10 protein-coding genes are annotated in these 14633 nt (G+C 46.2%); all 10 read left to right on the top strand.

The features are described 5' to 3' along the window. Positions 1 to 183 precede the first annotated feature (183 nt). The 10 genes from WMO65_RS00520 (at position 184) to WMO65_RS00475 (ending at position 14607) form a co-directional block, all read left to right on the top strand. Positions 184 to 3012, top strand: a complete 2829-nt coding sequence (locus WMO65_RS00520; RefSeq protein WP_033140271.1) for a tetratricopeptide repeat protein — start codon at positions 184 to 186, stop codon at positions 3010 to 3012. 42 nt (positions 3013 to 3054) lie between these two features. Further along, entirely contained in the window at positions 3055 to 4848 is a 1794-nt protein-coding gene (locus WMO65_RS00515) for a cache domain-containing sensor histidine kinase (RefSeq protein WP_187370668.1), read from the top strand. Beyond that, on the top strand, positions 4823 to 6424 hold the full coding sequence (locus WMO65_RS00510) for a response regulator transcription factor (RefSeq protein ID WP_148393406.1): 1602 nt from the start codon (positions 4823 to 4825) through the stop codon (positions 6422 to 6424). Before WMO65_RS00515 ends, WMO65_RS00510 begins: the two co-directional genes overlap by 26 nt. Positions 6425 to 6590: 166 nt before the next feature. Beyond that, positions 6591 to 7928 carry an ABC transporter substrate-binding protein gene (locus WMO65_RS00505; protein WP_148393405.1) on the top strand — a complete coding sequence of 446 codons (1338 nt, stop codon included), beginning with the start codon at positions 6591 to 6593 and terminating at the stop codon, positions 7926 to 7928. A gap of 148 nt (positions 7929 to 8076) precedes the next feature. Continuing rightward, on the top strand, positions 8077 to 8961 hold the full coding sequence (locus WMO65_RS00500; protein ID WP_148393404.1) for a carbohydrate ABC transporter permease: 885 nt from the start codon (positions 8077 to 8079) through the stop codon (positions 8959 to 8961). A gap of 2 nt (positions 8962 to 8963) precedes the next feature. Then, entirely contained in the window at positions 8964 to 9800 is an 837-nt protein-coding gene (locus WMO65_RS00495; protein ID WP_227210227.1) for a carbohydrate ABC transporter permease, read from the top strand. A gap of 17 nt (positions 9801 to 9817) precedes the next feature. Then, the gene (locus WMO65_RS00490; RefSeq protein WP_148393402.1) at positions 9818 to 11212 is read left to right on the top strand and encodes a glycoside hydrolase family 32 protein; all 1395 of its coding nucleotides are present in this window, start codon (positions 9818 to 9820) and stop codon (positions 11210 to 11212) included. 626 nt (positions 11213 to 11838) lie between these two features. Then, positions 11839 to 12717: an Rpn family recombination-promoting nuclease/putative transposase gene (locus WMO65_RS00485; RefSeq protein ID WP_148393401.1), complete on the top strand. Its 879-nt coding sequence runs from the start codon at positions 11839 to 11841 to the stop codon at positions 12715 to 12717. A 417-nt stretch (positions 12718 to 13134) separates the two neighbouring features. After that, a complete protein-coding gene (locus WMO65_RS00480) occupies positions 13135 to 13518 on the top strand; it encodes a VOC family protein (RefSeq protein WP_033140236.1) in 384 nt (127 codons plus the stop codon). Positions 13519 to 13530: 12 nt separating this feature from the next. Continuing rightward, positions 13531 to 14607, top strand: a complete 1077-nt coding sequence (locus WMO65_RS00475) for a Gfo/Idh/MocA family protein (protein WP_187370667.1) — start codon at positions 13531 to 13533, stop codon at positions 14605 to 14607. Positions 14608 to 14633 lie beyond the last annotated feature (26 nt).

The raw sequence follows: 14633 nt of genomic DNA, 5'->3' as shown, positions 1-14633 counted from the left end.
TGACTTGACATGTCATGCAAATTAAAGTTTTAACAGGAAAAAGTGAAAAAGGAGGAGATGTTCAGGATGACGATTCAATGAATTCTTTACGGAATGCGAAAATTCAGATATAATGTAAGGCAGATATTTCAGATATGTTCCAGTGACATAAACTATATATCAGCAAAGGGGAAAACAGGAAAAATGAAAATTACGGTTCATTTTCTGGGAAAACCGGAGATCATCAGGGACGGGGTCAGGGTGGTGATCCCGCAGAAAAAGATTCAGGCATTGCTATTATATCTTCTTTTTAATGAGAGCTGTTCCAGGGATGAGCTGGCAGCCCTGTTCTGGGAGGAGCAAAGTGAGGAGGGAGCCAGGCGAAATCTGCGGAACAGCCTGTATAAGCTGCGGACACTGTTGGGGGATGGTGTTCTTGTGACCATGGGGAAAGAGTATATCAAGCTGGACCCGGAGATAGAGATTGTCAGGGATACCGATGTATTTCTCATGGACAATGGTGAAAAATATCTGCTGCAGATGGAGAACTGCTGCTTTTTAGATAAGTTTCATCTGAAAAATTGTGTCGGGTTTGAAAAGTGGGTGAGCAGTATTCAGAATGTGTATGAGAAGCTGTTTGTGGACCGTTTTCTTCCTGCCATGAAAAAATGCATGGAGAGAGAGGATTACACTGCGGCGGAGGGATATGCAAGGAAAATACTGCTCCTGGACCCTTATCAGGAGAGGGCTTGCTGTGCGCTGATGCAGATTTATGCGGCGCGCAGGGATTATAACAAGGCGGTACTGGTCTATACCGGGTTTGCGGAGAATCTGAAGAAGGATGTGGGAGTGGAGCCGGAGCCACGTACAAAGGACCAGTATGAAAAAATCCTGCTCATGCGCAAACGGCGCAGGGAGGAAGGGGACGGCTCTCTCTACGGCGGCCATCTGCAGGCTGTGGCAGAGCTCTCCAAGGAGTATCTCAGATACAGCCGCAGGGAGGAGGCGGATATCTGCATTCTCTGCGGAAGTGTAGGCATGGGGAAATCCATGGTCTTAAAAACGTTTATTGAGAGTATGGAGAACGCAAGGGTGATCTCCGTGGAGTTCCAGGTTTCAGACCAGCAGGTCAGATATCTGGCTTTGGAGAAAGTGATGGAGCAGATCTGTGACAGATGCCGTATTGCTCTTCCCCAGGAGAATATGGAATTCTTCGGGGGAAACAGTGATATCTGTTACAGGAACCGGATGGAGATCATGATGAAGGCGGTCAGGAGAAAGGACGGCAATTATATTCTGCTGCTGAGGAACATGGAATCCGTAGATGAACAGAGTCTCAATCTGCTTATCTCCTGTTTTTTTGAGCGTTACAGAAGAGACTTCTTTATATTAATGGAATACTGCCCAAATTTTCAGGCACAGCCGCAGCTTCTGGCACGCCTGGAATCTGTGTCACGGGTGAGGGTGGTGAGACTCCGCCATCTGACGGAGGAGGAAAGCAGAGCATATCTGGTGGATGCCCTGGGAGAAAAGTTTCCGGAAAAACTCTCCTCCCACAGCATCTATGAATATACAGGCGGAAACCTGAGGTTTCTGAAGGATGTGGCGGAAAATATCCGTGTAGGGGCAGAAGAGAATTTTCAGTTTCTGCCGGAGACGGAGAGGACACTGGAGAGGCTGTTTTCCGGATTCAGGCAGGAGGAATACGAGTATCTGGAGTATTTGTCTGTGATGGAGCACGGTACCGATGTACAGCAGCTTAGCAGTATGCTGGAAGAAAACTCCGTGAAGGTGATGAAGATCCTGGATTTTCTCATGCGAAGAAGGCTCCTTTCCGAGACCGGCGCGGGAAAGCACAGGATGCTGAAAATACGGGAAAAAATGGTGCGGGACATGATATATGAACGCACCTCCCAGTTTAAGCGGCTGGAACTTCACAAGCTGGCAATCCGGTATTATGAAAAGATATACCAGAAGAACAGAGGGGTATATTTTTATCTGTCCGAACTGCGGTATCATTACAGTTTTACAGACTGCGAGTATGAGAAGCTGTATTATGATATTATGAATCTGCAGTATGTGCTGGACTATTACGATGAATTTTTCCCTACGGTGGTCAATGATGAAGATACGAGAAAGAGTTTAAGGCTGGACAGGGAACGCATTTATCAGGATATGGACGAGTATACCCAGCGCCTGGAAGCCATGGAGGATGAGGTGGATTTCAGGGATTATGAGGAGCTGCATATGGTCCTTGATTTCCTGGCAGGGCGTTCGCTCACACGTGACGGCAAGCGTAAGCAGGGGATTGTGTATATCCAGGAGATGATAAGGCGCGCCAGGGAGCTGGAACGGACGGATATGCTTCTCAAGGGATACGTGGAATTGATCTGCTTTGGCCTGAAGGAGGGCAGTGTCAAGTGGATGGAAAAGTATCTGAAGGAGGCAAAATCCACAGAGAACCTGAAGGCTTATGCCAGGGAGAGAGGGGTACTGCTGCGGCTGGAGGGATACTGCAATATCCTGAAAGAAGAGTATGACAAGGCAGAAAATCTACTGCTCTCCTCCATCCAGTTATTTGAAAGCCCGAAGATGAAACGGGCCAATTATTTTAATGTGGCAGGCGCCTATGACTATCTGGCGCTGATCTACAGGCGGCGCGGGGAGTATGAGAAGGCCGGTAAGATCATGGAGAAAGCCATCTGTCTCTGCCAGGAAAAACGCGTGACAAAGAGCCTGGATCTGTTTTATGAGGATTACGGATATATTTTATATCTGCAGGGGAACTATGGGGAGGCAGAGCGGTATTTTCAGAAGAGCGCCAGAATCTACGATGAGTTCGGTACCTATTGGCTTCGTTCGGTGGGGGAATGCTGCATGTCCGTCATCGCCCTGTCCAGAAAAGAGGAGGACAAGGCGCTGGAACATTTCCGTATGGCTGAAATCTTTTCACAGAAAGATATGACAGCGGAGGAACTGAAAATGCTGGAGGATACCAGGGCAAGGCTGAAGGCGGCAAGAGTATTGAGGTGAGACAGTAACATGATACCGCATATCAAAAAAAGAATGAAAAACATGAAGATCTTCAACAAAATGTTTCTTTCCTGTCTGTTGGTCACACTGCTGATCTCTCTGATCTCTGGAGGGATTACATATTATATCGCATCTGATATTATCCTGAATAAGACTGTGATGCAGACAGAGGAGACCATTAAGCAGATTTCAGAGAATTACGATTCCTTCATGAAATTGGTTTACAATAAGCTGGACTATCTGGCATTTAACCCAACGGTACAGGAAGAGCTGATATACGGAAAACCGGGGGAGGACGAGGAAGGATATTACAGCGGAACCAGAAAATTAAAACGTCTGATGGTCCAGATGTTCAACAGTATCCATATGGAAGATATGGAGATATACGGAGAAAACGGAAAAGAATATTTCTGTTCGATTCTTTATCAGGCACCGGATCTGCCGAACACAGAGGAATTAAAGCAGACGGCCCGGGAACGCATGGGTGCTATTGTATGTGTTAATGATATCGGTACCAGCGGGAATCTGCAGGTGGTGAAGGAGATCAAAGATATTCTCTCCATGCAGTCTCTGGGAATCCTGCGCACATCCATCCGTCTTTCCGCTCTGGAGCGTATCCAGCACAATGTGGATTTCGCGTCTTCGGGTAAAATTATTCTTTTGGATGACAACAACAAGATCATCCTGGGGGAAAAATCAGAGCTTACAGACAAAGCGGATGACTTATTTGTAAAATGGGATGATTCCTTCCGTTATGAAATTGAGGGTGCGCCCTATCAGGTGATATACCAGGTCTCAGAGTATACAGGATGGAAAACCATAGGAATCCTTCCTGACAAAGAAATCAGTAAATCCCTTATGCCTCTGCAGACAGGAACCGCGGTGGCGGCAGTACTGGGTATTCTTCTGAGTCTGGCCCTGTCAGTCATTATGTCTTACTTTCTTGTCCGTCCGATCACCAGTACAGTGGGGGCACTGAAAAAGTTCTCAAAGGGCGATTTCAAAGTCCGCCTGGAGGAGGAGAGGAAAGACGAATTCGGAGAGATGAATCAGGTGTTCAATTCTACGATCCAAAAGGTGGAAAAACTGCTGGAAGAGATTGCACACAGCCGTGTTTTAAATAAAGAAATGGAATTCAAAGCCCTGCAGGCACAGATAAATCCTCATTTTCTGTACAATGCCCTGGATACCATTAACTGGATGGCACATAAAGAGGGCAAGGATGACATCTGTGATATGGTCAGTGCCGTGAGCAATCTGCTTCGTATCAGCATCAGCAACAAGGAGGCTGTATTCACAGTGGAAAAAGAGCTGCGGTATGTAAAGGATTATCTCTATATACAGAAGACACGGTACCGCAACCGCTTTGAAGTGGTCTTTGACATAGCCCCTGAAATCTATCAGCAGCTTATTCCAAAGCTCACCATTCAGCCTTTGGTGGAAAATGCCATTGTCCACAGTGTTGAAGTGAGCAGAGAGAAGGCGGAGCTCACAGTGAAAGGGCACAGAGACGGCGATGTGGTTCTGATCTGTGTCTCAGATACCGGAGTGGGTATGTCGGAGGAGACAAGGAAGGCACTGCTCATGGAGCCGGGCAGCGCGGACAGGCAGAATATCAATACAGCCCATACGGGACTGGGGGTCTATGCCGTACATCAGAGGCTGAAATATCTGTTTGGGGAAGGGTATGGGCTGGCTGTCCAGTCAAGTCCCGGAGAAGGGACATGCATCACAATACGGATTCCGTTCCAGATGAGTACAGATGAAGTTTACGCGCGGGCAGAAAATTTAGCGGATAGGAGGCCTGAAAATGGATTTGAAAGTCCTGATTCTTGATGATGAATATATAATACTGGACGGCTTGTGTTCCTTTCCCTGGGAGATGTATGGCTGCTGTGTGGTGGGAAGCGCGGAGGATGGCGCGGAGGGGCTGGAGCTTGCGGCCAGGCACCATCCGGATATTATTCTGAGTGATATTAAAATGCCGGGCATGAACGGGCTGGAATTTTCAGAGCAGGTAAAAAAAGAAAGCCCGGATACGGAGATCATCCTGCTGACCGGGTACGATAATTTTTCGTTTGCCCAGCAGGCACTGCGCATCGGTGTCTGTGAATATCTGCTGAAGCCTGTGAACTTTAGGGAGATGCATGCAGTCATTGAACAAGTCTGCAGCCGCATCCGCCTGCGCAATAAGCAGAAAAAAGACTATTCGGAAATGAGAAAAAAGTACCAGCAGACACTGCCCATGGTTAGAAGCAAGCTTATCTCTGATTTAATATACGGCAGGTTTCGCGATCCGGCTGACATGGCTGTGCGCATGGAGCTTCTCAATATCAGAATGGAACAGCACGTCTTTGTCTATGCCCGCATTACAAGCGCCGGGGATGGGCAGACAGCGGATCTGGAGCCGGGCCTGTATGATTTTGTGGTGTGTAATATCTGTGAGGAATTTCTGAGGCAGACCAGTGTACAGGTATATTCCGAGACAGACACCCTGGGATATTGTTTCATTGTGGTCTATCCAAAATCCATGGACGGAAGAGACTGTGTCAGCCACTGTGTGCAGGCCTGTGAAGAGATACAGAAAAATATAAAGGATATCACTATGGGGGATATTTCATTCGGGATCAGCCTTGCACAGACAGATCCCTACTCTGTAAACATGTCTTACAAACAGGCAGTGGAGGCCTGTGAACAGTGTGTGTACATGGGAGAGGATTCCAGTATACTGGAGTATACGGATGTTGCAGATGTGCAGATGAATACCTGGAATATCACGGAGGGGGAACGAAAACGGCTTTTTTCAGAAGTTGCAAGGGGAAATATTGAGACTGCCAGGAATTTTGCCGGGCAGATCTTTGAGGGGTGTGAGGAGCTGGATGTCATGCGGTATGCGGCTATGGAACTGCTCATCAGCTGCTTTCAGTATCTGGGAAATGAATCCCAGAAGTTTCGGACCGCTGTGGAGCGGACTTCTGTTCTGACAGAGAGTATTGAGAAGATGTATTCCTGCCATACACGCCGTGAACTGCTTGAATATCTGAAAAAGTCACTGGGTTTTCTGGCGGACCAGAACAGGGGTGTCAAGCTGGACAGGAACCAGCAGACCGCACAGCGTATTTTAACATATATTGAAGAGCATTACAGGGAAGACCTTTCCCTGGATTCCCTTTCCGAGTATTTTAAGATCAGCAAGACATATATCAACCGGCTGCTGAAGAACAATACAGGGAAAAGCTTTCTGGAAATCCTGCTGGACTGCAGACTTGTAAAGGCAGAACAGCTCATTTCAGAGAACCGATATAAAATATACGAGGTAGCGGAAATGGCAGGCTACCATGACCTGAGTTATTTCATACGGGTATTCAAGAAAAAATACGGAGTGACTCCCAATGTATATCGCAGGATATAGGAAAAATGTGCACACTTATAATAAAGTGTGTGCATTTTTTTTATTGTTTTGTTTCCGTATGTCCGGTTTTTACCACTTTTTTGCATATAGATTTTTCGCGTGTAAATTTATAATATGAGTATCAATAAAAGAGATACACAAACCGGTATTTCAAAGGAGGAAAGATATGAAAGTAAAAAAAATCGCAGCATTGGCACTGGCCGGAGTAATGGCATTTTCCACATTACTTACAGGATGCGGAGGGGAAAGCAGCTCCCAGACGGGAGAGACAGGAAAGAAGGCAGCAGATGCATCAGAAAAATCATCGGGTGAACGCAGGAAGATAACAGCGCTCCTCAGATGCAGTGAGACATCCACAAAATACATTATTTTGAAGAAACTGCTGACGGAGTTCAGTGAGGAAAAAGGATTGGAAGCTCCGGAGTTTGAGCTTGTCAGCAGTGATGCAGACTATGTGACAAAGCTGCAGCTCTACATCAACAGCAATGCGCTGCCGGATATTTACGGATGCGCCAACGGCGCTCTCTCCAAAGCAGCAAAAGATATAAATGCGATTGTGAATGTGGGGGAGGAGCTGGAACGTATTGGGGTGAAAGACAATATGAACGGAGCTGTGTATGACTTTTTCAAAGATGCAGAGGATGGCAATGTGTATCTGTTTCCGGAAAGCCTGAACTGTGAATTCTTCCTGTACAGGAAAGATATTTTTGAAAAATATAACCTGGAAGTGCCTGAGACATGGGACGATTTCCTGGATGTCTGCAGGACTTTGAAAGAGAAGGAAGAAATTCCGCTGATTGTGGCCGGAAAAGAGAACTGGCAGCTTATGAGATATCTCTCTTTTGCACCATGGCGCATGACGAAAGACCGGTTTATCATGGACTACATTGGGAAGAAAGAAACATTTTCTGAAAACACAGCGGCAAAAGAAGGCGTGAATCTGCTGTATACACTGGGAACAGAAGGTTATTTCCAGGGAGGATTTCTCAGCACAGATTACACGGCAGCTACAGACCTGTTCTTTGGCGGCACGGGCTGTATGTGGTACAGCGGCTCCGGTCAGATTTCACAGGCAAGCGACATGTACAGCAAAGGTGAGCTGGGATTCTTCCCGGTGCCGGATGTGGCAGGCCAGGAGAATATGGAGACAAATATTCCTATTCACGGCGGATTCGGTACAGCCTTCAATGCCCAGACCTATGATGATACCATGAAAGAATTTTTCCAGTATATGTGTGAAAATTATTCTGACTCCTGTTATAACGATGCAAAGGTGTTCTCGCCGTTCAATGATGAGATTCCTGAGGGATTAGATCAGATGTTCTACGATCTGCAGCCACTGTTTGAGACAGCAACGGACGCCTGGGTATCCTGGGATGACAAGCTGGATTCCGCTACCTTGACAAACCTGGTGGATGAGCAGCAGAAATTAGCACAGGGTAAAGAAAAACCTGAAGAATTTGAGGCGGCAGCAGACCAGTTCATCATCAATAACAGTAAATAAGAATTGCAGGAGACAGGTGCAATTTAAATATCAGGCGCCTGTCTCATTTTCTGCCTGTAAATGCCAAAATAAGGAGATTTTTCGGTAACGGTTCACGGAATGGACAGCAACATTTTCTCCCGGCATATGACAGAGAAAGGAAGATATTATGCAAAAATCGTTTGGACGTAAAAAAGTGATCATGATGTTCCTGCTGCCCGCCTTTATTGTGTATACCCTGTTTGTGGTAGTCTCTGTTGTCTGGGCAGGATACTACAGCCTTTTTGATTGGAGCGGAGTGGGAGAAAAGAATTTTTTGGGGATTCAGAATTACATACAGCTTTTTACAAATGACCCGACTTTTTGGGCGACAGTTGCCCACACATTGCTCTATACCGTCATCTGTGTTCTGATCCAGGTGTTCGGCGGGCTGCTGTTTGCCGTGTTTTTGAGCAGAGTGACAAAGTTTAGGGCAGGGCTGCAGACCTTGTATTATGTGCCGGTAGTAATCTCCTCAGTGGCTATCTGCCAGATATTCACAAAGCTGCTGTCTGTGACACCGCCGGGGGTCATCAACTCTGTGCTTGGTTTTTTTGATCAGAATCTTCTTTACATGGAATGGATATCCAATGACTCACTTTCCCTCCTTGTTGCGGCATTTGTGGAGGGGTATAAGTATCTTGGGCTTTATATGGTTATATTTTATGCCGCACTTATCGGCGTTCCGAAGGAACTGGAGGAGGCTGCGATCATGGACGGTACCAATGTGGTGCAGCTATACCGGCACGTGAAAATTCCGTATATCAGACCCGTCATCATCGCCAACTGCGTTCTGGTGCTGAACGGCTCTCTGCGTTCCTTTGATATCTCCTTCCTTCTGACAAAAGGCGGGCCAGGAAATTCATCGGAGCTGATGTCCACATATATGTATAAGCAGGCATTTTCCAGTATGAAATACGGGTACGGAAGCGCAGTCGCCATGGCGATCGTGGCGATCTGTCTGCTGGTTGGCTTTGTATTCAGAAGAGTTACGGAAAGGGGGGAGGAAGCATGAATATGAGGACAAAAAAAAATATCTTTACCGGATGCAAAGTGCTTGCAGCCGCGCTGCTGCTGGTTTTCCAGGTATATCCCATCTTTTACGTGATCATGTCGAGTATGAAGACAACGGAGGATTTCCGGCACCTGGCCTCCTATGCGCTTCCTGGGGCGATCAATTTCAGCAATTATATAAAAGTATTCACCACAAGTCCCATGCTGACTTACTTTAAGAATAGTATCATCATCACAGTTGGGGTGCTGATTCCGCTGCTTCTGATCAGTTTTATGGCGGGATTTGCTCTCAGTAAGATCCGATTTAAAGGGAATAAGAAAATATTATCCTATTTTCTTTTGGGACTGATGCTGCCGTTTCAGGTAGCGCTGATTCCGTTGTTTACTATTTTCAGCAAGATGAATATGCTCAATACATATCCTGCTATTATACTGCCGCAGATCGCGTTTTCTCTTTCCTATTCCATCCAGCTTTTTTACTCATTCAGCAAATTTCTGCCGGATGAGATTGTGGAGGCAGCCATTATAGACGGATGTACACCTATGAAGACATTTTTCAGGATCATTTTCCCCATGTCAACCAATTCTATCCTGACAGTGGCTACCATGCAGGGAGTCTTTACCTGGAATGATTTTATCAATGCCTATACCTTTACACGTTCTACGGATATGAAAACAGTGACACTGGGACTGAATGATTTTGTGGGATTTATGGGAACTACGGACTGGGGTGCGACTTTTGCTGCCATCACGGTAACTGTTCTGCCTACATTCCTGTTCTATTTTTTTACCAATAAATATATGTTAAGCGGACTGACAGCCGGTGCTGTCAAAGGCTAGAAAGAGAGGATTTTATTATGAACAAGCTTTACTATCAATTCCCGGATACCTGGTTTGGAGATTGCATGCCTTTTGGCTATAAGGACAAATTTTTCCTTTACCATCAGAGAGATACCAGAAAGCCGGGGCCCTTTGGCGAACCCTTTGGCTGGGACCTGGCGACTACCTCGGATTTTGTAGCGTATCAGGACTGCGGTGTGGCAGTGCCCAGGGGAACAGATGAGGAACAGGACCAGTTTATTTTTGCTGGAAGTGTGTTTGAAGCGGAAGGAAAGTTTCACATTTTTTATACAGGATACAACAGGGATTATCCGGCACAGGGAAAAGCGTCCCAGGTGCTGATGCATGCTGTGAGTGATGACCTGTATCACTGGACAAAGACACAGGAGGCGCTTACCTTCTGTCCTCAGGAGGGATATGACCCGGATGACTGGAGAGACCCTTTTGTCATCTGGAATGAGGAGGCACAGGAATACCTGCTTATATTGGGGGCACGTAAAATCGGGCCTAAGACAGAACAGACAGGACGCACTGTAAAGTTTACATCAAAAGATTTGAAAAACTGGGAATTCCAGGGAGATTTCTGGGCACCCGGACTATACACCATGCATGAAATGCCGGACTTGTTCAAAATAGGAGACTGGTGGTATCATATCATCTCTGAATACAGTGACAAAAATAAAATCATCTACCGCATGAGCAGAAGTCTTGAGGGGCCCTGGATCGCTCCGTTGGATGATGCCTTTGACGGCAGGGCCTATTATGCCGGAAGGACGTTCTGCCTGAATGGGCAGAGGATACTCTTTGGCTGGGTTCCCACAAAGGAAGACGGTGATGACAGGAAGAACTTTGAGTGGGCGGGAACCTTTGTGGCACACGAGATATACCAGCGCCAGGATGGAACTCTTGGCGTAAGAATACCGGAAACTGTATGGAATGCATTTGGGGAGCGGGAGTACATTTCCGATGTAAAACTGGATAGTCCCTATGCCAGGACAGAGAAAGTGCTTGCTGAGACATGCGGTGATCTGTATTCTTTTGAGGCTGATATTACCTTCGGGGAGGGAACCAGATCTTTTGGAATCCGTGTTCTGGAAAAGGAGGAGACAGCGCAGTCTTACCAGTTTATTTTCCCTGTAGGGGAGAATAGATATGTCTTTGAAAAGAACCCCAACTGGCCCTGGTTTGGGTGCATGAACATCGGCCTGGAACGCCCGATCACGCTTCGGGCAGGGGAGACTTATCATGTGCGGATGATACTGGATGATACTATTGTAACTCTGTATGTGAACGGTGTGGCTCTTAACAGCAGAGTTTATGAAAAGCCGGGGGATGCACTCAGCATATTTGTCACAGACGGCACCATGGAGGTAAGTAATATTTCCATTGCGAGAGGACTGGAGTGTGTTTGAAAATGAGTAACCGTCCAGACAAGCTGAACCGTTACGCATTCAGTCATTAAAATTTGCTTCGCGATGCACAGATATGGAGCATTCTGCTCCATATCGCGCTGGCCGCCTCGGAATTTTCATGCCCTCGGTCTGAAAACACCTCCCGGGACAATAGCATGTGAACGGCCGCAGCTTTTCCTTGCTTTACAGATAATTTGAAGGAATACTTTGGGTTTCGTATGTAATCTTAAGGAGTCTGACTACGGTTTTTTCCCGCTTTACAGATAATTTGAAAGAAATCTCTAATTTTATTATGTAATTTCAAAGAGCTCAATCAAGTTATTAGCTTGTTTTACGAATAATTCCGAAAAAATTTGGGGGTTTGGTATGTAATCTTAGGGGATTTGCTTGCTAATCCTCCTATTTTTACAGATAATTCCGAAAAAAATCTTGGGATTTATATGTAAATCAAGAAATTTAGCTGACAGGTGCCCTTTCTTTACAGGTATCATCTCAAACTCAGGTGCTTTTCATATGATATGTGAACTGTAAGTGCACAATCTGCAAATGCTGATTTTTATATGGTGTAATAAAACAGACTGTGCTATAATCAAAACAGAATTCCTCTGTCTGTGCGGAGGTTATATATGAATCAAAACAGAAAACTGGCACAACTTTTATTTAAGGATAATTTTATGTTCGGTGCAGTTATGGTGCATGAGGAAATCTGCCGTGATTTTCTGGAATTAGCTGTAGGCTTTCCAATCGAGAAGGTGGAGATCAGCAAAGAGAAAAGCATGATCTACCATCCGGAATACCGGGGCATACGGCTTGACATTATCGCCCGGGATGAAAACAGGACCCACTATAATGTGGAAATGCAGGTGGCAAAAAAATCCCATCTGGGAAAAAGAGCCCGATATTATCACAGCCAAATGGATATGGAACTGCTGCTGACCGGAGAAGACTACAGGGAACTTCCTGCGGCCTATGTGATTTTTATCTGCGATTTTGACCCATTCGGGCAGAAAAAGTACCGCTATACTTTTCAAAACATTTGCGCGGAGACAGGCTTATCCATTGCAGACGGAAGCACTACTATTTTTTTGAGCACATGCGGAAACAATACGGCAGAGGTGCCTGAAAAACTTGTTAAATTTCTTGAATTTGTCAGAGCCGGCGAGGCAGACAGTACCCGGGACTACCAGGACAGCTTTATCAGAAAGATCCAGAAGTCCATGGAGTATATCAGAAGCAGCCGGGAAATGGAGGAGAAGTTTATGCTGCTGGAAGAGTTATTGAAGGATGAACGTGCAGAAGGCAGAGTGGAGGGCAGAGCAGAAGGTAAAGCGCTGGGCAAAGCGGAATCTATCCTGCTTTTGCTGCAGGATTCAGGTATGATACCGGATGAACTCAGAAGCAAAATCCTGGAGGAACAGGATACGGATATTCTTTCAAAATATCTGAAGCTGGCGGCACGCGCGGAGTCAGTTGCAGAGTTTATAAAAGAAATGGATAAAATCTAAACGGCGTTTCAAAATTATCATATAAGGATGCTGCGGCCATTTGCCTGCAGCATCCCTGTCTTACAATTCTATGCCATATCCGGCATATGACAAACCCTATCATCAATTATATTTGTAACCATCCGGCCGTCAGAAGCATTCGCGGCATTTGCCTATGAAAAAACGCTTTGCCTCGGGGCAGATATCTGCTTCCGTTATTCTTATGTACGGTCAGTGCACAAAATGCGAAGGACCCGACCGGACAGTTACATATATTTTTATATGACGGGCAGAGGAATTCTGATAGCCAGTTTCCCCGAATTATGATAGTATAAAACTACACGATTGCCCCACAGCAGAATGCCGGGCATGATGGGTTGCGCCAGAAAATAGTATAAGAAAACAGTACAGGCATCACATAAGAAAAGGAGAATGCATATGATGAAAAATTACGTTACAGGACTGCAGCATATTGGAATTCCCACAAATGATATAAAGAAAAGTCTTGAGTTTTATGAAAAACTGGGATTTGAAAATATTTATCAGGTAAAAAACGGGGCAGAGACTGTGGCCTTCCTGAGATATGAAAATTTAACACTGGAAATATATGAAAATGGTGCCGCGTCGGAGCGTGACGGCAGTGTGGATCATTTTGCGCTTGACACAAAACATGTGGAAGAGCTGTATGAGAAAATGAAACAGGAGGGATATACCATGCTGACCCCGGGAATCAACAGTCTTCCTTTTTGGGAAAAAGGAATCAAATTTTTTATCATTGAAGGGCCGAACAGAGAAAGAATCGAGTTCTGTGAGATTCTGTAGGAGGAGATGGGTATGAAAAGAGCAGTATTTGGTATTGTGGGCGCCGGATGGAGGGCTGAATTTTTCCTGAGGGCGGCAAAAGAGCTTCCGGAATTTTTTCATGTGAGCATTGTGGTGGAGCGGAATCCGGAAAAAGCAAAACGGCTGGAGCGTCAATGGGGCGTTAAAGTTCTGCCTGACCTGGATGCGCTTGCCAAGTGCAGGGAAGAGGTGGAATTTGTGGTCATGTGCCTCTCCCCGGATGTGATGCCGGCGATGCTTAATAAGGCTTCTGATCTGGGCTTTTATGTGCTCAGCGAGACATTTGCGCTGAACTGCGCAGATGCCATTGAGGAGTATTATCACGGAATCGAGGACCCATCCAGAGTGCAGTTCGCAGAGCAGTATTGGCTGCGGCCCGCCCATATGGCGAGGATGGCTGTCATTGAGTCGGGAAGGATCGGCCGTGTGACACAGGCACAGATTTCCGTGGGCCATGGATATCACGGTGTCAGCCTGCTCAGAAAATATCTGGATGTGGGATTTGAAAACTGTGTGATTCGGGCATGGGAATTTGCCAATCCCATTGTGGAAGGCCCGGGACGCGCCGGATATCCTGAGAAAGAGCAGATCATACAGGACAGACAGCAGTTTGCAGTGCTTGATTTTGGCGGCAAATGGGGCGTGTTTGATTTTACGGAAGAACAGTATTTTTCAAAAATCCGGGGCAGCAGAGTGCTGATCCGAGGTGACAGAGGGGAAATAGAAAACAATACCGTCCGCTGTCTGAAAGATTACAAAACACCGGTGGAATACAATATGACAAGAAGCGGTTCCGGTATAGACGAGGGACTTGGTGCTCCGGTCATAGAGGGAATCCAGGCAGCCGGAGAATGGCTGTACCTTAATCCATTCGGAAGGCCGAGACTCAGTGACGAGGAAATTGCCGTAGCAGATACTGTCTGGAAAATGCATCAGTATGTATGCGGTGGTGAGAGTTTCTATTCCCTGGAGGAAGCCTGTCAGGACCAGTATCTTGACTGTATGATAAAAAGCGCAGTCAAGTCAGGGGAGAGCGTAAAGACCCGGAGCCATAGCTGGACAAAATAAGGAAAAGACAGGTTCAGCAGCCGGGA

The sequence above is a fragment of the Blautia caccae genome, assembly GCF_040095955.1.
Classification (GTDB): Bacteria; Bacillota; Clostridia; order Lachnospirales; family Lachnospiraceae; genus Blautia; species Blautia celeris.
The sequence above is the reverse complement of the archived record's forward strand: the minus strand, read 5'-3'. Positions and strand labels throughout refer to the sequence as shown.